The organism is Salinarimonas ramus, assembly GCF_014645695.1.
Taxonomy (GTDB): domain Bacteria; phylum Pseudomonadota; class Alphaproteobacteria; order Rhizobiales; family Beijerinckiaceae; genus Salinarimonas; species Salinarimonas ramus.
Window position 1 is genome coordinate 167,801 of record NZ_BMMF01000007.1, and the last position, 23,463, is coordinate 191,263.

20 protein-coding genes and 1 riboswitch are annotated in these 23,463 nt (G+C 71.3%); of the genes, 10 read left to right on the forward strand and 10 right to left on the reverse strand.

The genetic code is table 11. The features are described 5' to 3' along the window. The first annotated feature begins 1 nt into the window (after window position 1). From IEX89_RS13320 to IEX89_RS13335, 4 genes are read left to right on the forward strand one after another with little or no spacing between them, the layout of a single operon-like run. Entirely contained in the window at window positions 2-1,207 is a 1,206-nt protein-coding gene (locus IEX89_RS13320; RefSeq protein WP_188913725.1) for a glycosyltransferase family 61 protein, read from the forward strand. Next, window positions 1,204-3,072 carry a glycosyltransferase family 2 protein gene (locus IEX89_RS13325; protein ID WP_188913726.1) on the forward strand — a complete coding sequence of 623 codons (1,869 nt, stop codon included), beginning with the start codon at window positions 1,204-1,206 and terminating at the stop codon, window positions 3,070-3,072. Before IEX89_RS13320 ends, IEX89_RS13325 begins: the two co-directional genes overlap by 4 nt. Further along, window positions 3,069-4,166, forward strand: coding sequence for a glycosyltransferase family 4 protein (locus IEX89_RS13330; RefSeq protein WP_188913727.1), 1,098 nt, complete (start codon window positions 3,069-3,071; stop codon window positions 4,164-4,166). Before IEX89_RS13325 ends, IEX89_RS13330 begins: the two co-directional genes overlap by 4 nt. Before the next feature lie 24 nt (window positions 4,167-4,190). Then, window positions 4,191-4,478, forward strand: coding sequence for a hypothetical protein (locus IEX89_RS13335; RefSeq protein ID WP_188913728.1), 288 nt, complete (start codon window positions 4,191-4,193; stop codon window positions 4,476-4,478). Here the strand turns inward: IEX89_RS13335 and IEX89_RS13340 are convergent. The 9 genes from IEX89_RS13340 to IEX89_RS13380 form a co-directional block, all read right to left on the reverse strand. Continuing rightward, window positions 4,475-5,683 (reverse strand): PQQ-dependent sugar dehydrogenase, encoded by a 1,209-nt coding sequence (locus IEX89_RS13340; protein ID WP_188913729.1) that lies wholly within the window; start codon window positions 5,681-5,683, stop codon window positions 4,475-4,477. The genes IEX89_RS13335 and IEX89_RS13340 overlap by 4 nt on opposite strands. Window positions 5,684-5,831: 148 nt before the next feature. Next, complete coding sequence (locus IEX89_RS13345; protein WP_188913730.1) at window positions 5,832-7,277, reverse strand: gamma-aminobutyraldehyde dehydrogenase; 1,446 nt, start codon at window positions 7,275-7,277, stop codon at window positions 5,832-5,834. 20 nt (window positions 7,278-7,297) lie between these two features. After that, complete coding sequence (locus IEX89_RS13350) at window positions 7,298-8,227, reverse strand: ABC transporter permease (RefSeq protein WP_188913731.1); 930 nt, start codon at window positions 8,225-8,227, stop codon at window positions 7,298-7,300. After that, a complete protein-coding gene (locus IEX89_RS13355) occupies window positions 8,217-9,185 on the reverse strand; it encodes an ABC transporter permease (protein WP_188913732.1) in 969 nt (322 codons plus the stop codon). Before IEX89_RS13355 ends, IEX89_RS13350 begins: the two co-directional genes overlap by 11 nt. Next, the gene (locus IEX89_RS13360) at window positions 9,185-10,177 is read right to left on the reverse strand and encodes an ABC transporter ATP-binding protein (protein ID WP_188913733.1); all 993 of its coding nucleotides are present in this window, start codon (window positions 10,175-10,177) and stop codon (window positions 9,185-9,187) included. The genes IEX89_RS13355 and IEX89_RS13360 overlap by 1 nt, the downstream gene beginning before the upstream one ends. Before the next feature lie 34 nt (window positions 10,178-10,211). Further along, window positions 10,212-11,369 carry an ABC transporter substrate-binding protein gene (locus tag IEX89_RS13365; RefSeq protein WP_188913734.1) on the reverse strand — a complete coding sequence of 386 codons (1,158 nt, stop codon included), beginning with the start codon at window positions 11,367-11,369 and terminating at the stop codon, window positions 10,212-10,214. A 137-nt stretch (window positions 11,370-11,506) separates the two neighbouring features. Then, a complete protein-coding gene (locus IEX89_RS13370; RefSeq protein ID WP_188913735.1) occupies window positions 11,507-12,415 on the reverse strand; it encodes a LysR substrate-binding domain-containing protein in 909 nt (302 codons plus the stop codon). Window positions 12,416-12,503: 88 nt separating this feature from the next. Next, entirely contained in the window at window positions 12,504-14,372 is a 1,869-nt protein-coding gene (thiC, locus tag IEX89_RS13375; protein ID WP_188913736.1) for a phosphomethylpyrimidine synthase ThiC, read from the reverse strand. 65 nt (window positions 14,373-14,437) lie between these two features. Next, window positions 14,438-14,546: riboswitch (TPP riboswitch) on the reverse strand. Window positions 14,547-14,729: 183 nt separating this feature from the next. Beyond that, on the reverse strand, window positions 14,730-15,653 hold the full coding sequence (locus IEX89_RS13380; RefSeq protein ID WP_188913737.1) for a LysR family transcriptional regulator: 924 nt from the start codon (window positions 15,651-15,653) through the stop codon (window positions 14,730-14,732). Window positions 15,654-15,782: 129 nt separating this feature from the next. On the opposite strand from IEX89_RS13380, the gene IEX89_RS13385 reads away from it, so the two are divergent. The 4 genes from IEX89_RS13385 to IEX89_RS13400 are packed head-to-tail and all read left to right on the forward strand — an operon-like array spanning window position 15,783 to window position 20,183. Next, window positions 15,783-17,066, forward strand: a complete 1,284-nt coding sequence (locus IEX89_RS13385; RefSeq protein WP_188913738.1) for a TRAP transporter large permease — start codon at window positions 15,783-15,785, stop codon at window positions 17,064-17,066. A 46-nt stretch (window positions 17,067-17,112) separates the two neighbouring features. Next, window positions 17,113-18,117: a TRAP transporter substrate-binding protein gene (locus IEX89_RS13390; protein WP_244645391.1), complete on the forward strand. Its 1,005-nt coding sequence runs from the start codon at window positions 17,113-17,115 to the stop codon at window positions 18,115-18,117. Window positions 18,118-18,142: 25 nt separating this feature from the next. Further along, window positions 18,143-18,694 (forward strand): TRAP transporter small permease, encoded by a 552-nt coding sequence (locus tag IEX89_RS13395; protein ID WP_188913739.1) that lies wholly within the window; start codon window positions 18,143-18,145, stop codon window positions 18,692-18,694. A 49-nt stretch (window positions 18,695-18,743) separates the two neighbouring features. Then, entirely contained in the window at window positions 18,744-20,183 is a 1,440-nt protein-coding gene (locus tag IEX89_RS13400) for an N-acyl-D-amino-acid deacylase family protein (RefSeq protein ID WP_188913740.1), read from the forward strand. Window positions 20,184-20,213: 30 nt separating this feature from the next. On the opposite strand, the gene IEX89_RS13405 is transcribed toward IEX89_RS13400, so the two are convergent. Further along, a complete protein-coding gene (locus IEX89_RS13405) occupies window positions 20,214-21,212 on the reverse strand; it encodes an AraC family transcriptional regulator (RefSeq protein WP_188913741.1) in 999 nt (332 codons plus the stop codon). Window positions 21,213-21,383: 171 nt separating this feature from the next. Here IEX89_RS13405 and IEX89_RS13410 point away from each other — a divergent pair, with 171 nt between their 5' ends. Further along, window positions 21,384-21,881 (forward strand): cupin domain-containing protein, encoded by a 498-nt coding sequence (locus tag IEX89_RS13410; RefSeq protein ID WP_244645392.1) that lies wholly within the window; start codon window positions 21,384-21,386, stop codon window positions 21,879-21,881. A gap of 61 nt (window positions 21,882-21,942) precedes the next feature. Continuing rightward, the gene (locus IEX89_RS13415; protein ID WP_188913742.1) at window positions 21,943-23,427 is read left to right on the forward strand and encodes a flavin-containing monooxygenase; all 1,485 of its coding nucleotides are present in this window, start codon (window positions 21,943-21,945) and stop codon (window positions 23,425-23,427) included. Window positions 23,428-23,463: the final 36 nt, after the last annotated feature.

The window sequence follows — 23,463 nt, forward strand, 5'->3', positions numbered from 1 at the left end:
GATGGGCGTGACGCAGACGATCGACCGCCTCCGCTGGTCCGCCCTGTGGCACGCGCGGCGCATGCCCGCGCGCGCCGTCGAGCGCGGCCTGCCACCGCGCCTCCTCGGCGACCGGTATCGGCCCCACGAGACGCTTTCCGAGCACGCCGCCCGCGATCCTCGCGCCCGCATCGAGACGATCCACCCGCAGACGGCTCTCGACAACCCGCTGCCGCGCAATATTGAGCGTCGCGACGACCTCCCCCGCGACGGCGCGCTGTGGGGCTACTCGATGTTCGACGTGCCGAAGCGACACGCGGCTGCGACGCTGCTCGCCGAGGTCCACGATTGCCGCATCGCGTTCTTCGCGGACGATCGGCGGGGCGAGTTCCACCCCGCCATCGTCACCGCCGACGGGCACGACCTGCGCCTTCGCGAGATCCGGTGGCGCCCGCCGCATCGCGCGCAGACGCGCCCTGGTCGCACGGCGCGTCGCTTGGAGCGCGCGACCTGGATCGCGGAGCGGGTCTACGACAACCACTCCCACTGGCTCTCCGCGCACCTGCCCAAGCTCGTCCTGCTCCAGGAGCGCGGGCTCCTGGGCGACCTCGTCCTGCCGAAGACGCGCACGCGCGTCATGGACGCGAGCCTCGCGGCGCTCGGCATCGATCCCGACGCGTGCATCACGTGCGACCCGGACGAGCCGCTGGACGTCGGCACGTTGACGCTCCTGTCCACGGATCGCTTCCGTCCGGAGCTGCTTCGGCCCGTGCGCGATCGCCTCGCCCCGCCCGATCCGGAGGCGGCGGACGCGCGGGTGTTCATCAGCCGCAAGGCCTCGCGCGGGCGCCATCTCCTGAGCGAGGACGCCCTTCGTCCGCTGCTCGAGGCGCGGGGCTTCACGCTCGTTAAAATGGAGGATCTCGGCTTCGCCGAGCAGGTAGCGCTCATGCGCCGCACGCGCGTGCTCGTCGCGCCGCACGGTGCGGGGCTGACCAACATGATGTTCTGCCCGCCGGGCGCCCAGATCGTCGAGATCGGCGATCCGGGCTTTCCCAACCCCAATTTCTACGCTCTCGCCTGCGCCATGGGGCTCGGCTATCGGATCGTCGCCGGCACGTCGGTCGGCGAGGCGCCGCATCCGCTCGAGCGCGACCTCACCATCGCTCCCGACGACCTGCTCCCGGCGATCGACGCGGCGATCCGGGACGCGGAGACGTCCCGATGAGCATCGCCGTCGTCGTCCCCGCGTTGAATTCCCGGAGCACGCTCCCCGCGACGCTTCGCACGCTGCTCGCGCAGACGCGCCCGCCGGACGAGATCCTCGTCGTCGACAACGGATCGCAGGACGACACGATCGCCGTGGCCCTGGCCTTCGCGCCGCGCGTGCGCGTCCTCTCGTGCGCACGGCCCGGCGCCGCCGCCGCCCGCGCGGCCGGTGCCGCGGCGAGCGAATGCGAGCGGGTGATGTTCCTCGACGCCGACGACGTCGTTGCGCCCGATACGCTGCAGGCGCTCGACACCGCCCTCGACGAGGCACCCGACGGCGTCGCCGCATGCCCCTGGCTACGCTTCGAGCCGCATGCGGAGGGCTACCGGGTCGCGCCGGCCTCCTGCCGCGAGCGGCGCGTGGGCGAGGACGCCCTCGGCGCCTGGCTGACCGGCTGGTACCACCCGCCCTGCAGCGTGCTCTGGTCGCGTGCCGCCTACCGGGCGAGCGGGGGCTGGGATCCGGCGATCGGCGTCAACGACGACGGCGACCTCGCCATGCGCGCCCTCGCCGCCGGCGTGCCGCTCGTCACGACCTCGCGCGGCACCGGCTATTACCGGCGTGCGCTCGAACCCGCATCGACACTCTCGGGCGCCCGCGCCAGGCCCGACGGGCTCGCCTCGCGCCTCCTCGTGCTCGACCGGATCGCCGGCATTCTCGCCCGGGAGGGCCGCCTCGACGACGCGCGCCGGACCGCGCTCGCGCGCGCCTACGAGATCGTGCAAGACGATTCCGGGGACGTGCCCTCCTGTGCCGCGGCCCGCGCCGCGGCGATCGACGCCGCTCGGGCGCTGACGCGCGGGGACCTCCCGTCGCGCGCGAAAGAGGCGGCGACGCGCGGACCGCAGCCCGCTCCGGGTGCGATCGTCTGCGAAGCACCCGACCCGGCGGCTGCGCCCGAGCTCGACGAGCCGCTCGTGAGCGTCGTCATTCCCGCTTTCCGCCGCGTCGACACCCTGCCGCGCGCGGTCGAGAGCGTCCTCGCGCAGACCCGTTGCCGGCTGGAAATCCTCGTCGTCGACGACGCCTCGCCCGACGACACGGCGGAAGTCGCCCGGCGGCTCGCCGCGCGGGATCCGCGGGTGCGGCTCCTTCGCCAGGAGACGAACGGAGGCGTCGCGGCGGCCCGCAATCGCGGGATCGCCGAGGCGCGCGGCGACCTGATCGCCTTCCTCGACGCCGACGACGAATGGCTGCCCGAGAAGCTCGCCCGCCAGATCGCGGCGCTGAAGCAGGGCGGGCCGCGGGTCGGGCTCGTCTACACCGGCGTCGAGACGCTGGGTGCGGGGGGCGACCGCATCGTCGAGCCCGCGACGCGCAGCGGGTTCCTGTTCGCCGACATGCTCGCCCGCAACGTGCTCCACGGCGGCGGCTCGAACACGCTCGTCCCACGCTTCGTCTTCGACGTCGTGGGCACGTTCGACGAGACCCTGCCGGCGGCGGAAGACTGGGAGATGTGGCTTCGCATCACCCGCTTCTTCGCGGTGGCGGCGGTGGAAGAGCCGCTCATCCGCTATCATGATCCCGCCGGCGATCCCGCCGAGGATTCGCGTCGGCGCTCGCGCCAGCGCGGGCCCAACCGCGCCGCGCGCGAGACGATCCTCCAGCGCTATCGGCTCGAGATGCGCCGCGCGGGCGTCGAGCACCTCTTCTTGATCGACACCGCGCGCCGCGAGCGGGCGATGGGCGACGGCCGCGGCTTCGCCCGCCAGCTCGTACGGCTCGCGCGAAGCGCGTCGGGCCGCGCGCACCTCGCCCGCGCGGCGCTGCGCCGGATCCCCGGCGCGGGCGGGCGCGGCGCCGCCGCGGAGACACCGCCATGAGCCGGCCGCGCGAGACGATCCTGATCTGGTCTCCCGTGGAACGTTCGGCCGCGGGCGGGGTCCAGCGCGTCGTGCGCCGGCTCGTCGACCATCTGGGCACCGGCGACGCGAAGGTCGTCACGGCCTGGGCGGAAGGGGCGCGGGTCGAGGGCGAGAGCGGTGTCGTGCTGCCGCTGTGGGTGCGCCCGAGCGCGAAGCGTCCGCTCCATCTTCCCTCGCTCGCCGCCGCGGCGCGGCTTCTCGCCCGCGTGCGCCCCGACGTCGTGAACGTGCACTTCCCCACCGCGGGAGCCTGGTACTTCGTCCTGCTCAAGCCGCTCTTCCGCTTTCGTCTCGTCCTGTCCTTTCACGGCAGCGACCTGCTGCGGCCCCTTTCCCACGACGAAGCCTTCCTGCCGCGCCTCGTCGCCGGCGCGGACACGATCACCGTGGTCTCCGACCACCTGCGCGGGCGCCTCGGTGAGCTCGCGCACGGCGCGCGCGAGGTGGTGAGCGTGCCGAACGGCATCGATCTGGGCTTCTGGTCACCGGATGCCCAGATCTCCGAGCGGGACGGCCCGCTCCTCGCCGTCGGCCGGCTCGAACCCGTCAAGGGCTTCGACGTGCTGCTCGACGCCGTCGCCCGCGTCCGCGCGGCGAACCCGGACGCGCGGCTCGACATCCTCGGCGACGGTAGCCAGCGCGGCGCGCTGGAGGCCCGTGCGGAGGCGCTCGGGATCGCCGACGCGGTCGCTTTCGCCGGCGACACCGACCACGCGACGATTCGCGAGCGCCTGCGGCGGACCCGCGGCTTCGTGCTCTCCTCGCGCAGCGAGGGCATGCCGCTCTCGCTCCTCGAAGCGATGGCCTGCGGCGCCCCGTCGATCGCGACCCGCGTCGGCGGCGTCGAGCAGGTGCTCGCCGGCCACGGCCTCGTCGTCGAGCCGGAGGATCCCGCCGACCTCGCGGAGGGCATGGAGACCCTCCTCGCCGACCCGGCCGCCGCCCGCGCCCGCGCCGCACGCGCCCTCGCCCACGCGGCGACCTTCGACGAACGCGCGGCCAACGCCCGCTATGAGACGGTGCTCCTGAGGGAGGCGAGCGACACGCCTTGAGGTGTGACCCGCCGCGGACGCCGCTTGCGCGCTCGGCATGAGCGGGATACCGAGGCTTCCACGCCTCCGCCTGGGTCCTCCTCACCGTCGCCTGGGGGGAGCCTTCACGGCGACCCTCTACGTGACGAGCGGCCTCCTCGGGCCGCCGGCCACGGCGCGCTGGGATCGCTCTCGATCCTCGCCCTCGTCGTCGGTCTCGCCAAGGCGGACCGCGCCGAGGAGCAGGCCCTCGTGCGGTTCGCCCTGGCGGTGGTGATCGCGAACACGATCCTCGTGGGCGCGACCGGGCTCGCGCTGATCGCGCTCCTCTAGCCTCGGCCGCCGTCGTCGGGACCCGAGCGGCCGCCGTCGGCTTCCGGCGGGTCGACCTCCATGGGCTCCATGCGCCACACGGCGCCGCTGCCCTCGCTGCGCACGTTGGTGAGGAGATAGATGGCGCCGTCCGGCCCCTGCTCCACCTCGCGGATGCGGGTGTTGAGCGGCAGGAATTCCGTGCCGGCGACCTCGCCGCCCTCCATGTCCACCCGCTCGACGCCGCCCGCGGAGAGCGCGCCGAAGAGGATGTCGCCCTGCCATTCGGGGAAGAGATCGCCCGTGTAGACGATCATCCCCGCCGGCGAGCGCACCGGCGACCACACGTGCGTCGCATCCTCGAAGTCCGGGAACTCCGTGGGGTCGGGGATGTCGACACCGTTGTAGTTGATGCCCCAGCTCACGACGGGCCAGCCGTAATTGGCGCCGGCCTCGATGGCGTTGAGCTCGTCGCCCCCGAGCGGGCCCATCTCGACGACGTAGAGTTGGCCGGTCTCTCGGTCGATCGCGGCCGATTCGATGTTGCGGTGGCCGTAGGAGAAGATCGCGTCGTCCGCGCTCTCGTCGCCGACGAAGGGGTTGTCGTCGGGGATCGAGCCGTCGGGGTTCAGCCGCACCACGGTGCCGAGCGTGTTCGAGAGGTCCTGCGCCGGGCCGAACTGGAAGCGCTCGCCGAGCGCGAGGAAGAGGTGCCCCTCGTCGTCGAAGACGATGCGGTTGCCGAAATGGGCGGGCCCCTCGACCTTCGGCTCCTGGCGGAAGATCACCTCCCACTCCTCGATGCGGTTGTCGACGAGGCGCCCGCGCCCGAGCGCCGTCGCCGCGGTACCGCCCTCGCCGGGCTCGGCGAAGCTGAGATAGACGCGCTGGTTCTCCGCGAAATCGGGATCGAGGGCGACGTCCATGAGCCCGCCCTGCCCCTGGGCGAAGACGGTGGGCGTCCCCTCCAGCGGCTCGGAGACGGAGCCGTCGGGCGAGACGATGACGAGATCGCCCGGCAGCTCGGTGACGAGCATGCGCCCGTCCGGCAGGAAGGCCATGCCCCAAGGCGTGTCGAGGCCGGTGGCGACCTCCAGGATCGCGACCGCGACCTCGCCGGTATAGAGCGATTCCACCTGTGACTGCGGCTGCGTCGGCTGCGCCAACGCGAGCGTCGTCGCCGCGGGGGTCGCGAGGAGGGCGAGGAGAAGGGGAGAGGTTCGCATGAGGCGCTCCTTGGCCGTAGGGCGGTTCGTGCCGGGGCGGTTCGGTGGCCCGAACGACCACCCCCGGTCGGAGTTCCCCTGCGGCATCCCGCCGAGCGGGCATCGCCGGCGCGACGTCTCCCCTCCCCGCTGTCCCCTCCTCGCGCGCTCAGTGCTTGATCATGACGTGGCGCACCGCGGTGTAGTCCTCCAGCGCGTAGGACGACATGTCCTTGCCGTAACCCGATTGCTTCAGGCCGCCGTGGGGCATCTCGTTGACCAGCATGAAATGCGTGTTCACCCAGGTGCAGCCGTAGCGCATGCGTGCCGCGGTCGCCATGGCGCGCCCGACGTCCTTCGTCCAGATGGAGCTCGCGAGCCCGTAATCGGAATCGTTCGCCCACGCCACCGCCTCGTCCACGTTCGAGAAGCGCGTGACGGAGACGACGGGGCCGAACACCTCGCGGCGGACGATCTCGTCCTCCTGGCGCGCGCCCGCCACCACGGTCGGCTGGTAGTAGAAGCCGTTCTCGCCGTGCGCCGCGCCGCCCGTCGTGATCTCGATGTGCGGGTTCTCGCGGGCGCGCTCGACGAAGCTCGCGACCCGGTCGCGCTGGCGCAGCGAGATCAGCGGGCCGATCTCGTTTTGCGTGTCGTCGGCGAGGCCGTAGGCGATGGAGGAGACCGCCGAGGACAGGTCCGCCACGAGCCGGTCGTAGACCTTGGGGCCGGCATAGATGCGGCAGGCGGCCGTGCAGTCCTGCCCCGCATTGTAGTAGCCGAAGGCGCGCAGGCCCGAGACCACCTCCTCGACGTCGGCATCGTCGAAGACGACGACGGGCGCCTTGCCACCGAGCTCGAGATGCGTGCGCTTCACGGTGCGCGCGGCGGCGGCGAGCATCTTGCGACCCGTCGCGACGTCGCCCGTGAGCGAGATCATGTCGACGCCGTCGTGGTGGATGAGGTGGTTGCCCACCGTCTCGCCGCGCCCGGGGATGACGTTGACCACGCCCGGCGGCAGCACGTCGGCGAGGACGCGCGCGAGCTTCAGCGCCGTGAGCGGCGTCTGCTCGGAGGGCTTGAAGACGACCGTGTTGCCGCCGCCGATGGCCGGCGCGAGCTTCCAGGCCATCATCATGAGGGGGTAGTTCCACGGCGCGATGGAGGCGACGACGCCAATCGGGTCGCGGCGGATCATCGAGGTATGGCCCGCCATGTACTCGCCCGCCACCGCGCCCGTGAGGCAGCGCACCGCGCCCGCGAAGAAGCGGAAGCAGTCGACGATGGCGGGGATCTCGTCGCCCTTCGCGGCGCCGATGGGCTTGCCGCAATTGAGCGCCTCGAGCGCGGCGAAGCCGTCGGCCTCGGCCTCGATCCGGTCGGCGATGGCGAGGAGCGCCGCGGAGCGCTCCGCGGGCGTGGTGCGCGACCAGCCGTCGAAGGCGGCGCGCGCGGCGGCGACGGCGCGGTCGACCTGCTCGGTCGAGGCCTCGGGGAGCTCCAGGATGAGCGATCCGGTGCGCGGGTCGAGGATTCGCTCGGGCGCCTCCTCGCCGGGCTCGAAGGCCTCGCCGATCAGGAGGGCGGTGTCGAAGGCGGGGGCGGCGTGATCCATGAATGGTCCTCCTCGAGGCGTCATTTCCCCTGGCCGGCGGTCTCCTCGCCGCCGCGGGTGAGATAGTAGGCGATCAGGATCGGCACGAAGGTGAGCACCACGACCACGATCGCAACGACGTTGGTGACGGGGCGCTGACGGGGGCGCACCAGCTCCTGCAGCATCCAGATCGGCAGCGTCGATTGCTGGCCGGCCGTGAAGGTCGTCACGATCACCTCGTCGAAGGAGAGCGCGAAGGCGAGCATGCCGCCGGCGAGCAGCGCCGAGCCGAGATTGGGCGCGAGCACGTAGCGGAAGGTCTGGAAGGCGTTGGCGCCGAGATCCGCCGACGCCTCCAGGATGTGCACCGAGATGCGCCGGAAGCGCGCGATGGCGTTGTTGAAGACGATCACGATGCAGAAGGTCGCGTGGCCGAGCACGATCGTGAAGGTCGAGAAGGGGATGTCCATCACGTGGAAGGCCGAGCGCAGCGACATGCCGGTGATGATCCCCGGCAGCGCGATCGGCAGGATGATGAGGAGCGAGATCTGCTCGCGCCCGAAGAAGCGCGTGCGCGCCATCGCGGCTGCGCACAGCGTCCCCAGGACGAGCGCGAGGACCGTGGAGACCGCCGCGACCCGCAAGGACAGGAAGAGCGGCGGCCAGACGTCCGCGCGGTTCCAGGTGACCTCGAACCATTGCAGCGTCAGGCCCGGCGGCGGGAATTGATAGGTCCGCTCCTCCGTGGTGAAGGCGTAGAGGAAGATGAGCAGGATCGGCAGGTGCAGGAAGGCGAGGCCCGCGATCGCGGCGATGGTCAGCGCGAGCGGCGGGCGGCCGGTGCCGGCGTCCGCGCCGTTGGCGTCGCGGCGGCGGCGCTTCGGCGCGGCCTCGACCGTCGACGTCGCGACGGGGGTGGAGGCGGCGCGCTCCGCCGCATTCCGCTCTAGGGCGGGCGCGTCAGAGCGCATCGAAGGCCCCCTTGCGCTTCGCGATCGCGAGATAGACGAGCATGATCAGGATCGGCACCATGGCGAAGGCGGCGGCGAGGGGGATGTTCCCCGCCGTGCCCTGCAGCTGGTAGACCGCCTGCCCGATGAAGCGGCGCGAGGAGCCGATGATCTGCGGGATGATGTAGTCGCCGAGCGTCAGCGAGAAGGTGAAGATCGACCCGGCGATCACCCCCGGCATGGCGAGCGGCAGAATAACGTGGCGGAACGTCTGCCGCGACGAGGCGCCGAGATCGGCGGAGGCTTCGAGCATGCTGCGCGGCACGCGCTCCAGCGAGGCCTGCATCGGCAGGATCATGAACGGCAGCCAGACGTAGAGGAAGACGAGGAAGGTGCCGATGTAGCTCGTCGACAGCGACGATCCGCCGATCGTCGGCAGCGCCAGCACGGCGTTCAGGATCGCGGACGCGCCGAGCCCCTCGAAGGCCCAGGAGACGATGCCCTCCTTCGCCAGGATCAGCTTCCAGGCGTAGACCTTGACGAGATAGCTCGACCAGAGCGGCAGCATGATGCCGAGGTAGAACGCCGCCTTCCAGCGGCCCTTGGCGTAGCGCGCGGCGAAATAGGCGATGGGGAAGGCGATGATCGCCGAGGCCAGCGTCACGCAGGCGGCCATCGTCACCGTGCGCACGATGATGTCGAAGTTCGACGGCCGGAAGAGCTCGGCATAGGTGCGCAGCGTGAATTCGGGCACGACGAGGCCGGAGAACTCGTCGATGGAGTAGAAGCTCTGCAGGAGCAGCGCCGCGAGCGAGCCGAGATAGACGATCCCGAGCCAAGCGAGGGGCGGCGCGAGAAGGAGCGCGAGGAGGAGCCGCGGGCGCCGCCAGAACAGGTCCGAGATGCGGTCGGCGACGCCGCGCACCGGCAGGAACGCGGCCGTCGTCGCCGTCCCGTGCGCAAGCGTGAGGGCCGTCATCACGGCGCCTCCATCAGGTGGATCGCCTCGGGACGAAAATCGAGGCCGACCATCGTGCCCGGCGCCGGCGGCGGCTCGCCGGGGCCGACCATGGCGACGATCTCGAAGCCGCCGATGTCGGCGGTGACCCGCGTTCCGGCGCCGAGATAGCGAAGCGCGGTGACCCGCCCCGCGAGCCGCCCGCTCGTCTCCGGCGCGACGCGGATCGCCTCCGGCCGCAGGCTCGCCCAGCCGGCGCCGGCGCCGATGCGGGCGCTCACCTCCGGCGGCAGGACGTTGGAGGAGCCGACGAAATCCGCGACGAAACGGGTCGCCGGGCGCTCGTAGACCTCCGCCGGCGTGCCCACCTGCACGACCTTGCCGTGGTCGAACACGGCCACGCGATCGGCCATGGAGAGCGCCTCGCCCTGGTCGTGGGTGACGAAGACGAAGGTGATCCCGAGCCGCTTCTGGAGGGCTTTCAGCTCGTCCTGCATCTGCTCGCGCAGCTTCAGGTCGAGCGCGCCGAGCGGCTCGTCGAGGAGGAGCACGCGAGGCTGGTTGACCAGCGCCCGCGCGAGAGCCACGCGCTGGCGCTGGCCGCCGGAGAGCTGGGCGGGCTTGCGGTCGCCGTAGCCCTCGAGCTTGACCAGCGCGAGCATCTCCTCGGCGGCGGCGCGGCGCTTGGCCTTGTCCACGCCCTTCACCATGAGGCCGTAGGCGACGTTGTCGCGCACGTCGAGATGGGGGAAGAGCGCGTAGTCCTGGAAGACGGTGTTGACGTTGCGCCGGTTCGGCGGCGTTTCGCCGGCATCCTCGCCGAAGATGCGCACGATCCCCGAGGTCGGCCTCTCGAAGCCGGAGATCAGCCGCAGGCAGGTCGTCTTGCCCGAGCCCGAGGGCCCGAGCATGGCGAAGAAGGCGCCCTCCTCCACCGCGAGGTCCACGCCGTCGACGGCGCGCACCGGGCCGTAATGGCGCGCGACGTTCTCGAAGGCGACGGCGTGGGTCATGGGACGTCCTCGCTGGCTCTTGGTGCCGGCGGCCTCACCGCCCGCCGATCACGCCGATGTAGTCCGACACCCAGCGGTAGTAGGGCACGCACTCGCCCTGGCTCTCGCAGCGCGAGACCGGCGTCGTCCAGAAGCGGATGCGCTCGAAATCGTCGAAGCCGTTCTTGGTGCAGCCCTCCGCCGTCTGCATGCCGCGCCCGTCGGTACAGGCGGCCGGGACGACCGGGTTGGCGCCGAACCAGACGGAGAGGTCGCTCTGGAGGTTCGAGGCGAGCGTGTGCTCCATCCACAGATAGGCGCAGTTGGGGCTGTCGGCGTCGACGTGCAGCATCGTCGTGTCGGCCCAGCCGGTGGCGCCCTCCTGCGGGATCGTCGAGGCGATGGGCGCGCCGTCGGACTGGAGGAGATTCACCTGGAACGGCCACGAGCCGGAGGCGACGACGCCCTCGTTCTTGAAGTCGTCCATCTGGATGAAGGCGTCGTGCCAGTAGCGCGAGACGAGCTTGCGCTGCTCGCGCAGGAGATCGAGCGCCGCCTGGTACTGCTCGTCGTTGAGCTCGTAGGGCGAGACGATGCCGAGCTCGGGCTTGTGGAACATCAGGTATTGCGCGGCGTCCGCCACGTGGATCGGCCCGTCATAGGCCTGGACGCGCCCGGAATTCGACTGCCCGTCGGGCAGCGTCTGCTCCTCGAAGACGACGGACCAGGAGGTCGGCGGCTCGGGGAAGACCTCGGTGTTGTACATGAGAACGTTGGGGCCCCATTGATAGGGCACGCCGTAATGCACGCCGTCGACCACGTACCAGGGCGCGTTCTTCAGCCGCTCGTCGACCGTCTCCCAGGAGGGAATGAGCGAGAGGTTGATCGGCTGCACCCGCTTGCCCGCGACGAGGCGCAGCGAGGCGTCGCCCGAGGCGGTGACGAGGTCGAAGCCGCCCTCGTTCATGAGCGCCACCATCTCGTCGGAGGTGTTGGCGGTCTTGACGTTGACCTTGCAGCCCGTCGCCTCCTCGAAGGAGGTGACCCAGTCGAAATCGGCCATGGTCTCGCCGCGCTCGATGTAGCCGGGCCAGGCGACGATATCGAGCTGGCCCTCCGGCTCGCCGATCTCCTGGACCATCTCGGCCGCGCCGGCCGGCGCCGCGAGCGCGAGGGCGAGCACGCTCGCCGCGAGAAGCTTCGTGTTCCTCATCGTCATTCCCCTCCGAAACGTGATCGTCTCGCGGTCTCGCGCGAAGGCGGCGCGGCCGTTTGAGGGAAGCGTACGGCTCGGTTTCGAGTGATCGCAATGTCAAAACGCAGAACGGAGATATCGGCAAAACCGATTGCTCAATAGCCGCGCGCGCTGATCGCCGTCTGGGCGGAACGGACGAAATTTCGGGCAGCCGGTGCGAGCGGCGCGCCCTTGCGCCAGACGAGGCCGACCTGCACGCTCGGCAGGTCGCCCGACACGTCGCGGATCTCGATGCGGTCGCCTTCGAGCGACCAGGGGCGGTAGACGAGGCTCGGCAGGAGCGCGATTCCCGCGCCGGTGGCGACGAGGGAGCGCACCGCCTCCACCGAGCGCGTGCGGAAGGCGACGTTGAGCTTCGCCTTCGTCGAGGCCGTGAGGCGGCGCATGCTCTCCTCCATCTCGTCGGTGGTGAGCATGATGAAGGGCTCCTCGACGAGCTGCTCCAGCGAGATCGCCTCGACGTCCGCCAGCTCATGGCCCAGCGGCAGCCAGAGCCGATAGGGCGAGACCTGCAGCTGCTCGATGTGGAGCGCGGCGCGGTCGCGGATCGAGGAGGTCAGCAGCACCGCGCAATCCACCTCGCCGCCGATGAGGAGGTGCTGGATGTACTCGCCGCTCTCCTCGATGGCGGTGACCGTGACGCCCGGATAGGCGCGGCGGAAGCGCGAGAGGATGTCGGAGAGGACGTAGCCGGCCACGAGCGAGGTGACGCCCAGAGACAGCGCACCGCCCTGCGCCTGCGCGTCTTCGCGAAAGGCGTGGCGGGCGTTCGAGACGTCGCCGAGGATCTGGCGCGCGTGCCGCAGGAAGAGGCTGCCCTTGTGGGTGATCTCGAGCCCCCGCGCGCGCCGCTCGAAGAGCGAGACGCCGAGATCGAGCTCGAGCGCGTGGATCGCCTCGGTGACGGAGCTCTGCGAGATCGACAGCGCACGCGCCGCGCCGGAGACGCTCCCCTGCTCCGCGGCGGCGACGAAGAATTGCAGCTGACGGATCGTGAACGCCAAGTCTCGGCCCAGCCCTCGCTACGCGAACGCTAAGCGAGGCGTGCGAGGACCGCAAGGCGGCCCGCGCACCCTCGCTCGTGCCGCCCGATCAGGTCACGGGGTCGCCGGTCTCGCCCGGCGCCGGAACGTAGAGCGCACCGCCGCCTTCGACGAATTCCCGAGCCTTGTCTCGCATGCCCTCCTCGGCCGCGGCGAAAGCCTGCACCTCGGCCCGGATGTCCTGGGAGATCTTCATCGAGCAGAATTTCGGGCCGCACATGGAGCAGAAATGCGCCACCTTGTGCGCCTCCTTCGGCAGGGTCTCGTCGTGGAAGGCGCGGGCCGTGTCGGGGTCGAGCGACAGGTTGAACTGGTCCTCCCAGCGGAAGGCGAAGCGCGCCTGCGAAAGCGCGTCGTCGCGGATGCGCGCCAGCGGGTGGCCCTTGGCGAGATCGGCGGCGTGCGCGGCGAGCTTGTAGGTGATGACGCCCGTCTTGACGTCGTCGCGATCCGGCAGGCCGAGATGCTCCTTGGGCGTGACGTAGCAGAGCATGGCGCAGCCGAACCAGCCGATCATCGCCGCCCCGATGCCCGACGTGATGTGGTCGTAGCCCGGCGCGATGTCGGTGGTGAGCGGGCCGAGCGTGTAGAACGGCGCCTCCCCGCAGGCCTCGAGCTGCTTTTTCATGTTGGCCTCGATCTTGTGCATCGGCACGTGGCCGGGGCCCTCGATCATGACCTGGCAGCCCTTGTCCCAGGCGATGGTCGTCAGCTCGCCCAGCGTCTCCAGCTCGGCGAATTGCGCGGCGTCGTTGGCGTCCGCCACCGAGCCCGGCCGCAGGCCGTCGCCGAGCGAGAAGGAGACGTCGTAGGCCCGCAGGATGTCGCAGATCTCCTCGAAGCGCTCGTAGAGGAAGCTCTCGCGGTGGGCGGCGAGGCACCAGCGCGCCATGATCGAGCCGCCGCGCGAGACGACGCCGGTGACGCGATGCGCGGTGAGCGGCACGTGCGCGAGGCGAACGCCCGCGTGGATCGTCATGTAGTCCACGCCCTGCTCCGCCTGCTCGATCAGCGTGTCCTTGAACACCTCCCAGTCGAGCTTCAGCGGATCGCCCCCGACCTTCTCCAGCGCCTGGTAGATCGGCACCGTGCCGATCGGGACGGGGGAGTTGCGGATGATCCAGGAGCGGATGTTGTGGATGTTGCGCCCCGTGGAGAGGTCCATGACCGTGTCCGCGCCCCAGCGGATCGCCCAGACCATCTTCTCCACCTCCTCCGCCACGGAGGAGGTGACGGCGGAATTGCCGATGTTGGCGTTGATCTTCACGAGGAAGTTGCGGCCGATCGCCATCGGCTCGAGCTCGGGATGGTTGACGTTGGCGGGGATGATGGCCCGCCCGCGCGCCACCTCGTCGCGCACGAATTCCGGCGTGACGAAATCCGGGATCGCCGCGCCGAAACGCTCCCCGTCCGCGAGCCGGGCGCCGGCCTCGGCGGCGGCGGCCTCCCGGCAGAGGTTCTCGCGATGCGCGACGAAGGCCATTTCCGGCGTGACGATGCCCGCGCGGGCGAGCTCGAGCTGCGTGACCGGCGCGCCGGCGCGTCCCCGCAGGATCGTCCGCTCGGCCGGGCATCGCGGCACGAGCCGCTCCCCGCTCGCGCCGCCATTGTCCTCCGGGCGAACCGCGCGACCGGCGACGGTCTCGAGCCCGCGCTCGGCGAGCCAGGGGGCACGCAGGCAAGGCGCGCCCGCGGCGAGGTCGATCGCCGCCGCGTCGTCCGTATAGGGGCCGGACGTGTCGTAGACGCGCACGGGCTCGAGGCTCGGGTCCGAAAGCGCGATCTCGCGGAAGGGCACGCGCAGGTCCGGCCGCTCCGCCGGCCGGGCGTAGACCTTGCGTGAGCCCGGCAGGGCGCCGACCGTCACGGCGACGGGGGCCGCGGTGTCGGATGAAATGTTGGGTGACGTTCGTGACATGGGATCTCCCTCGACGTGGAGACCCGGGCCTCATGGATGTCAGGCAGACATGACGCGCGTCGCTTGGCGCGCGTCGGTCCCGTCCCTCCGCCGGCATGACCCGGATCAGGTTCAAGGGTCACGGCGGAGCAGCCGAATCTCAGCCCGTCCGATCGGGCCCCCCTCGGAACACGTCGAGCCTGCGCCTACGAGGTGGAGCCGCGCAAGGTGCGCGGGGGACGCCCTCCGATCGGCATTTCGCCACGAGGGCGAGCGGGCGAGCGTCACAGATCGCCGACGGCGCGCGCCTCGATCTCGGGCCGGGTCTCGTAGGCGACCGCGATCACCGGACGAGCTCGGCGAGGAGGCGAGACGTCGTCAGCGGGCGCGCTCGCCGGCTCCGGCGAGGAGAGCGCGCAAAGCTTCGACCAGGATCGGCCCCGCGCGGCGCGTCTCGAGCGGCCTGACCGAGAGCGCCAGGATCTCGAACACGAGCGGCGGCTCGATGGGCACCGCCGAGACGCCCACATGCGTCGCGGCCTGCGCCGTGAACGCGTCCACGATCGACACGCGCCCGAGCGTGTGCACGAGGTTGGGCACGGCGAGGAGCGAGCTCGCCGTGATGCGCTCGCGCCCGCCCGCATCCGCGCGCGCGCCCTCCCCTGGGACGAGATGCGCCACGAGACGGCCGATCGGCCGGTCGAGCGGCATGCCGATGAGGCGCGGCTCCGCCGCGATCTCGGCCTGCGACACGCCAGCCCGCCCCTCCCACGGGTGCCCCGCCGGGACGAGCGCCACGAGGCGGCCCTCGCCGATGCGGGTCGCGTGCAGGTCCGGCGCATCCACCGATCCCGCGACGATGCCCACGTCCGCGCGGCCCGCCCTGAGCGCGGCGAGCTGCTGGATCGCGCCGCCGACGTCGACGTCGATCTCGAGCTCCGGCATGCGCCGCGCGAGCTCGGCGATGGCGCGGGGCAGGTGGAGCTGGGCGAGGAGGCCGACGCAGGTGATGGAATAGCGCCCGCCGAGCCCCGTGCGCACCTCGGCGATGGCGCGCTCTAGGCGATCGAGCCCGTCTCCAAGGAAGCGGCTCTCGGCATAGATGCCCTGCGCCTCCGCCGTTGGGTAGATGCGCCCGCGCTCCAGCACGAAGAGAGGCAGGCCGACGGCGCGCTCGAAGTCGCGCAGGTGGCGGCTCACGGTGGGCTGCGAGAGCCCGAGCAGCCGCGCGGCGGCGCTGACCGAGCCCTGCTCGTAGACCGCGCAGAAGACCTGCAGACGTTGAACGGTGACGAAGCGCATGGCGAGACCTCGTGCCGAGCCATAGAAAGCTTCTATGGAGGGCGCAAATCTTTTCTGTTTCCGAAACGGCAGCCGGCTTCTTTACTGGTTCCGCTGCAGCGGCATCAGGCCGCCCGAGGGTGTTTGCGGATGCAGGCTGGCATCGTCATCGGCTTTCTCGTGGTCGGGCTCCTGTCCGGGGCGGCGATCGCCTACGCCATCGGCGCGGCCGCGGTGCTGACCTTCGTCGTCGCCGACAACACCCGCTTCCTCGCGGTCCTGCCCCAGCGCCTGTTCTCGCAGCTCGACGTCTTCGCCTTCCTGGCGATGCCGCTGTTCATCCTCGCCGGCGACCTGATGAACCGCGGCGGCCTAGCCAAGGCGCTCATCGACTTCTCGATGGCGCTGGTCGGGCGCCTCAAGGGCGGGCTCGGGCACGTGAACGTGCTCACCAGCGTGTTCTTCGCCGGCGTCTCCGGCTCGGCCGTCTCGGACGCGGCCGCGCTCGGAAACGCGCTCGTGCCCGAGATGACGCGGCGCGGCTACAAGCTCGACTACGCCGCCGCCATCACCGGCGCGTCCTCGATCATCGGGCCGATCATTCCGCCGAGCACGATCCTGATCTTCTACGGCGCGCTGATGGAGACCTCGGTCGCCGCGCTCTTCGCGGCCGGCATCGTGCCCGGCCTGCTGCTGGCCGCCGCGCTCATGGCCATGAACGCCTTCTACGCCTGGCGCGACGATCATCCCGGCGGCGCGGGCGTCGAGGTGCCCCGGCTCCTGCCGTCCTTCGCCAAGGCGCTGCCTGCGCTGACGCTGCCCGTGATCATCCTCGGCGGCACACTCTTCGGCGTGATGACCCCGGCGGAGGCCGCCGCGGTGGCCGTCGTCGCCGCGCTCGCCATCGGCGTCGCCTACGGCGATCTCGACGCCGCGCGCGTCCTGGCGAGCCTCAAGCGCACCGGCGTGCTGCTGGGCGCGCTGTTCATCATCCTGTGCGCGATCTCGACCTTCAGCTACCTCGCGGCGCTCCAGCAATGGCCGCAGGCGATCGCGGCGGCGGTCGCCGGCTGGGGGCTCTCGCCGCTGGGCTACCTGATGCTCGTCAACGTCGTCTTCCTCGTCGCGGGCATGGCCATGGACGTGAAGGCGGCGGTCGCGCTCTTCGCCCCGATCTTCGTGCCGCCGGCCCTCGCCATGGGCATCGACCCTGTGCATCTGGGCATCGTCATCTGCTTCAACATCACGACGGGGCTCTTGTCGCCGCCGCTGGGCGGCGTGCTCCTCATCCTCGCCACCACCGTGAACATGAACTACTGGCGCCTCATCCGCGCGACGCTGCCCTTCTTCCTGGCGGAGCTCGGCATCCTGGCGCTGCTCACCTTCTTTCCCGCGATCACGCTGGCCCTGCCGCGTGCGCTCGGCCTCGCCTGAGGCCGGCTCCATCCGTCAACGAGAAGACTTGAACAGGAGAGCGGACATGACCCGGACAGCCTTCGCCCCCGCGATGCTCGCGGCGGCCCTCCTCGCCGGAACGGCGCTCGTTCCCGGCGCGGTGCTCGCAGCCGAGATCAAGATCGCGATGAACGGCGTCGACGATCCGCAGACCAACGCCGAGGCCGCCTTCGCCCGCGGCTTCGCGCAGGCGCTCGAGGGCAGCGACTTCACGGCCTCGATCTTCCCGTCGGGCACGCTCGGCAGCGAGCAGGAGCGCTTCGACCAGGTGGCGCAGGGGCTCGTCGAGGTGAACCTCGCCACCGTCTCCACCGCCTTCGGCATGAGCCCGCTCCTGCGCGGCGTGCTGCTGCCCTTCATGTTCGAAAGCAACGACGAGTTCGACGCCATCGTCGCGCAGACCGAGCTGCTCGACGAGATGAACGAGCCGCTCCTGCCCAACGGCGTGCGGCTCGCGGGCTTCAACTACATCGGCATGCCCATCGGCATCCACAACACCGAGGTCCCGGTCACGACGATGGCCGACCTCGAAGGCATCCGCTTCCGCGCGCTCAACGCCGAGCAGCTCGAATACATCGAGGCGCTGGGCGCCAACGGCACGATCGTCGCCTGGTCGGAGGTGGCGAACGCCATCCAGACCGGCATCGCCGACGGCTACTTCAACCCGCCGAACTCGGCCATCCGCACCGGCCACACCGAGTTCCTCAAGCACTTCACCCAGGCGAACATCTCGCCGTCGACCCGCGCCGTGCTGATCTCCGAGGACTGGTACGCCTCCCTCTCCGACGAGGAGCGCGCCACGATCGACGCGGCGATCGAGGCCGGCATCGAGGCGAACCGGGCCTGGATCGAGGAGTGGTCCGGCATCGTCACCGAGCGGCATCGCGAGGCGGGCGTCACGCTCTCGGAGCTGGCGCCGGGCGAGCGCGACAAGATGGCGGAGGCGACGCGCCCGACCTGGGACGAGATCATGACCGCCGAGGACCTCCAGGCCTATCTCGACGCGCTGGCGCAGGTGCGCGCCCAGTGACGCCGCACGGGATCGGAGCCGCACGATGACGACGACGACGAGGACGCCCGGACACCTGGTGATCGCCGCGAGCGACGCGATCGACCGCGTGGCGCGGGCGCTGACCGTGACGTTCCTGTGCGTCCTCGTCGTCGCGGTGATGATCCAGGTCGTGGCGCGCTACGCCTTCGCCTCGCCGCCGGCGTGGACGGAGGAGCTCGCGCGCTACGCCATGATCTGGGCGGGGCTGATGGGCGCGACGATGTCGTTCAAGCGCCGCTTCGACCCCGCCATGTTCCAGAACCCGCGCCCGCGGCTCGCCGCGCTGGCGATCGGCGCGGCCGTGCTGCAGTCGGTCGTGGTGCTCGTCTACCTGCTCCCGATCCTCTGGCACAGCGTCTACGGGCCCGGCATGAACTTCGAGCGCGGGTTCCTGCTGCGCCATGCCCGGATGACGGCGAGCACGCTCGAGGTGCCCACCCTCGTCGTCGCCATCGCGGTGCCGCTGATGGTGGTGTTCATCCTGGTCCACCTCGCGGCGCGCTGGTGCGGCGACCCCGCCGGCTCCGGCCCGTCCGCGCACGATGCCGACGGCTGAGCCGCCGAGCGATCCCCCTACGAGAGACCCACACAGAGGAGGCACCCGCATGCGGGCCGACATCCTGTTTCGCGACGCCGAGATCATCGACGGCACCGGCGCGCCGCGCCGCAGGGGCGACGTCGCGATCGTCGACGATCGGGTCGTCGCCACGGGCGACCTCTCCGGCTGGAGCGCGAACCGGGTCGAGGATTGCGCGGGTCTCGCGCTGGCTCCGGGCTTCATAGACCCGCACACGCACCACGACGAGGTCGTCCTCGCCGACCCCGACATGGCCTGCATGGTCAGCCAGGGCGTGACGACGATCATCAACGGCAATTGCGGCTTCTCCATCGCGCCGCTCACGCGCCCCGGGCCCTGGCCCGCGCCGCTCGGCATGATCCTCGGCGAGGACGCGCCGATGTTCGAGAGCTACGGCGCCTACCGGGCGCGGCTCGACGCCGAGCCGCCGGCCGTGAACACCGCCTGCCTCATCGGGCACGGGACCTTGCGCATCAACGAGGTCGCCGATCTCGACCGCGCCGCCGACGCCGCCGAGACGCGCGCCATGCGCACGGCGCTCGACCGCGCCTTGTCCGAGGGCGGGATCGGCCTCTCGACGGGCCCCTTCTACCCGCCCGCGCGCGCAGCGCCCACCGCCGAGCTCGTCGCCATGGCCGAGATCGCGCAGGCCCACGGCAAGCTCTACGTCACGCACATGCGCGACGAGGGCGACCGGGTGATCGAGGCGCTCCAGGAGACGCTCCAGATCGGCCGCGAGGCCTGCTGCGGCGTGCACGTCTCGCACCACAAATGCGCGGGGCTCGCCAATCACGGCCTCTCGGAGACGACGCTGCGGATCATCGACGAGGCCCGCGCGCGCCAGGACGTGGGCCTCGACACGACGCCGTGGATCGCCTCCTCGACCATGCTCAATTCCGGGCGCCACCGCCAGGCGACGCGGGTGATCGTCGCGGAATCGAAGCCATATCCGGACTGCGCCGGGCGCGATCTCGCGGACATCGCGGCGGAATGGGGCGTGGATCTCGACGCGGCCGTCGAGCGGCTGCTCCCGGCGACGGGCATCTTCTTCATCATGGACGAGGCCGACGTGCAGCGCATCCTCGCCTACGAGCACACGATCGTCTGCTCGGACGGGATCGCCAAGGGCTCCCACCCGCATCCGCGCACCTGGGGGACCTTCCCCCGGGTGCTCGGGCGCTACGTGCGCGAGCACCCGCTCTTCACGCTGGAGGAGGCGGTGCGGCGGATGACGTCGATGCCGGCGGACCGCTTCGGCCTCGCCGGGCGCGGACGCATCGTCGAGGGCGGCTTCGCCGATCTCGTCCTGTTCGACCCCGCCGCGATCCGCGAAGGCGCCACCTACGAGACGCCCACCCGCCCGGCGGAGGGCATCCGCAGCGTGCTGGTGAACGGCCGCGAGGTCTGGCGCGACGGCACGGGGACCGGCGCGCGCCCGGGACGGACGCTCGACCGGGCGGTGGCGTAATCGCACGGGCCGCAGCGGGCCGACCGGGAGCTAGCGCGCGCGATCCCGCGTCTCCCGCGGCGTCTCGCCGAAGCGGGCGCGGTAGGCCTGCGCGGCACGCCCGAAATGCCAGAGCCCGACCTCCAGCATGATCTCGCCGACGGGCCTGCGGTCGGCGGGATCGCGCAGGCGCGCGCGCAGCGCCTCGAGGCGGCGCTCGCGCACGATCTCGGAGATCGTGCGCCCCAATGCACGGCGAAAGGCGCCCTGGAGCGCGCGCAGCCCGACGCCCGCCTCCGCGCACAGGGCGGCATTGTCGATGCCGTCTGTGAGATGCGCGTCGATGTGGGCGAGCGCTCGGGCGACCGCCCGCGGCGGCGCGGGCACGACGTCGTCCGCGTCGGTGTCGGCGCCCGAGACGTTGGACGCGTGGCCGAAGAGCAGCGTCGCGATCGCCGCGTCCATCACCTCGCCGAGCCGCGGGAGAACGCCCGGCTCGCCGGCGCCGATCTCGGCGAGCGTCGCCATGCGTTCCATCTGGGCGACCACCGCGGGGCCGACGCCGCGCTCGAGATCGAGCGAGGGCGCGAACACGACGGCGCCGTCGTCGCGGTCGAGGAAGCGCGCCGCCGCCCGCTCCACGTGGGCGCGATCGAGCATCAGGATGAGCTGGGCGCACGAGCCGCTCCAGCGCATGGTGACAGGCTCCGTCGGCGACAGGATCGAGGCGGCGCGTCCCGGCGCCGTCGGCGTCTCGCGACGTCCGCAGGCGATGTCGGCGCCGCCGGAGAGCGGGACCTGGACCAGGAAGAAGCGATCGAGGCAGCCCGGATCGATGAGGACGTCCCCGCCATAGGCGACGAGGTTGATCGATCCGGCACGCGCCGCACCGACGCTGATGGGCGCGCTGTGATGGCGGGCGTGGAAGAGCCGAGGACGCGATCGCGCGCTCAGGCGATGCGCGCAGAAGATCCGGCCGACCTCGCGGGCGGCCTCGTCGACGTCGCGCGTGTCCACCTCCGCATGGGCGGCGAGCCGGAGCCGAGCCATGGCGCCTCCTCCCGGTCCGGGGCGATGACGACAGGTTAGCAGGCTTCGCGAAGCGGACAACGGGTTCGTGAAGCGGATAGACGCGGGCGCGGCGGCGCGCTTCACTGACGTTCGGGAATACGGGCTCGCATGGACCGGCAAAGCCGGCCCGAGCCTCGGGAGGACGACGAGATGGACAAGACCCCTGCAAACATGGCACCCGTGGCCACCCCCGCCGGCATCACCAAGGCCGGGACCGGTCTCGACGGCGTCGAGTGGTCGATCCTCGGCCACACCTACCGCCTGAAGACCGAGGGCGAGGCCTGCTTCTCCTTCGAGACGCTCGACCCGCCGGGCACCTTCGTGCCGCCGCACGTACACCCGACGCAGGACGAGTTCATCTTCGTGCTGGAGGGCCGGTTCGACCTCTACCTCGACGGCGCGCATCACCAGGCCCATGCCGGCGATCTCGTGCGCATGCCCATGGGCATCCCGCACGGCTACTACAACCTCACCGACCAGAACGCGCGGGCGCTGTTCTGGGTGAGCCCCGCGCGCCGGCTGCGCGAGCTGTTCGACAACCTCCACAATCTCGGCGATCCGGCCGAGGTGGTGCGCCAATCGGCCATGCGCGAGGTGCTCTTCCTCAAGCCGGAAGAGATGGCCTTCGACCCGCTGAACATGACGTGACGGCGCCGGGGGCGGTCGCACCCGCTCCCCGGCCACCTTCGTTCACGGCAGGAGACATCCCATGGCGACACGCAAGCGCGTGATCGTCGTCGGAGCCGGCGTGTCCGGGCTCGCGGCGGCGCACGCCTTCACGCGACGCGGCCACGAGGTGCGCGTCATGGAGCGCGCGGCCGATCTCGGCGGCGTCTGGGAGCCCGCGCGCTCCTATCCCGGCATCAAGACCCAGAGCCCGAAGGACCTCTACCGCTACTCGGGCCGCGCCATGCCGGCGGACTATCCCGAATGGCCCTCGGGCCGGCAGGTCTACGAGTATCTGCGCGGCTTCGCCGAGGAGAACGGGCTCCTCCCGCTCGTGCACTTCGGGCACGCCGTCGTCGGGTCCGAGCGGCGACCCGAAGGCGGCTGGCGGGTCGAGGTGCGCGACGACAATGGGCAGGTGGCGAACGAGGAATGCGACGTGCTCGTCGTCGCCTCCGGCGTCTTCAACGATCGCAACATGCCTAGCCATCCCGGCGAGGACGCGTTCGTCACGGCCGGCGGCGTCGTCGTGCATTCGAGCGAATACACCGACCCCGCCCTCGTGCGCGAGAAGGACGTCGTCGTCCTCGGCTTCTCCAAGTCGGCGACGGACGTCGCGGTGAGCGCCGCCAAGGAGGGTGCGCGCTCGGTCACCATCGTCTATCGCGAGCCGATCTGGCGCATCCCCTATCGCTTCGCGAACGCGATCAACTTCAAGCACATCCTCTACGCCCGCGCCTCCGAGCGCATGTTCCCCTCCTGGGGTCTCGGCGCCGCCGGGCGGGCGGCGCACGTGCTCGCCAGGCCGATGGTGTGGGCGAACTGGCGCGCGCTGGAAGCGCTCCTCGACCGCCAGTTCGGCCTCACGAAGCTCGGCATGCGGCCGACGCGGCCCATCGAGGACACGATCTATTGCGGGCTGCCGGTGGCGACGGAGGGCTTCTACGACCTCCTCCATTCCGGGCGCATCGTGGCGCGCCAGGGGACGTTCGCGCGCTACGAGGACGGGCACGTCGTCCTCTCCGGCGGGGAGCGGCTGCCCGTCGACGTCGCCATCCAGGCGACGGGATGGCGGCTCGGGGTCTCCTACCTGCCGGAGACCGTGTTCGACACGCTGCGCGAGCCGGACGGACAGTTCCGCCTCTTCCGGCTGATCGTGAACCCCGACATCCCCGATCTCGGCTTCGTCGGCTTCAACTCGAGCTTCGCGAGCGTGCTGACGAGCGAGATGGCGGCGGAATGGCTCGTGCGCTTCGTGGACGGCGCGCTCGCGCCCATGCCGAGCCGCGACGCGATGAACGCCGCCATCGACGCGCATCTCGCGTGGCGGCGCGAGGTCCGGCCGGTGGCCCAGGCCTATGGCGGGCTGTGCGCGGCGCCGTTCCACTTCCGCCATCTCGACGAGCTCGTCGCCGACATGGGCTGCCGGGTGCGCCGCCGGAACCCGCTCGCCGACGCCTTCCTGCCGCCGAGCGCGGAGGCCTACGGACGCTTCGTCGCGAGCGCCCTGGACTACCGCACGGCGTGAGCACGCGGCGTCCGGGGAGTCGCTGGCGGCCGCTGC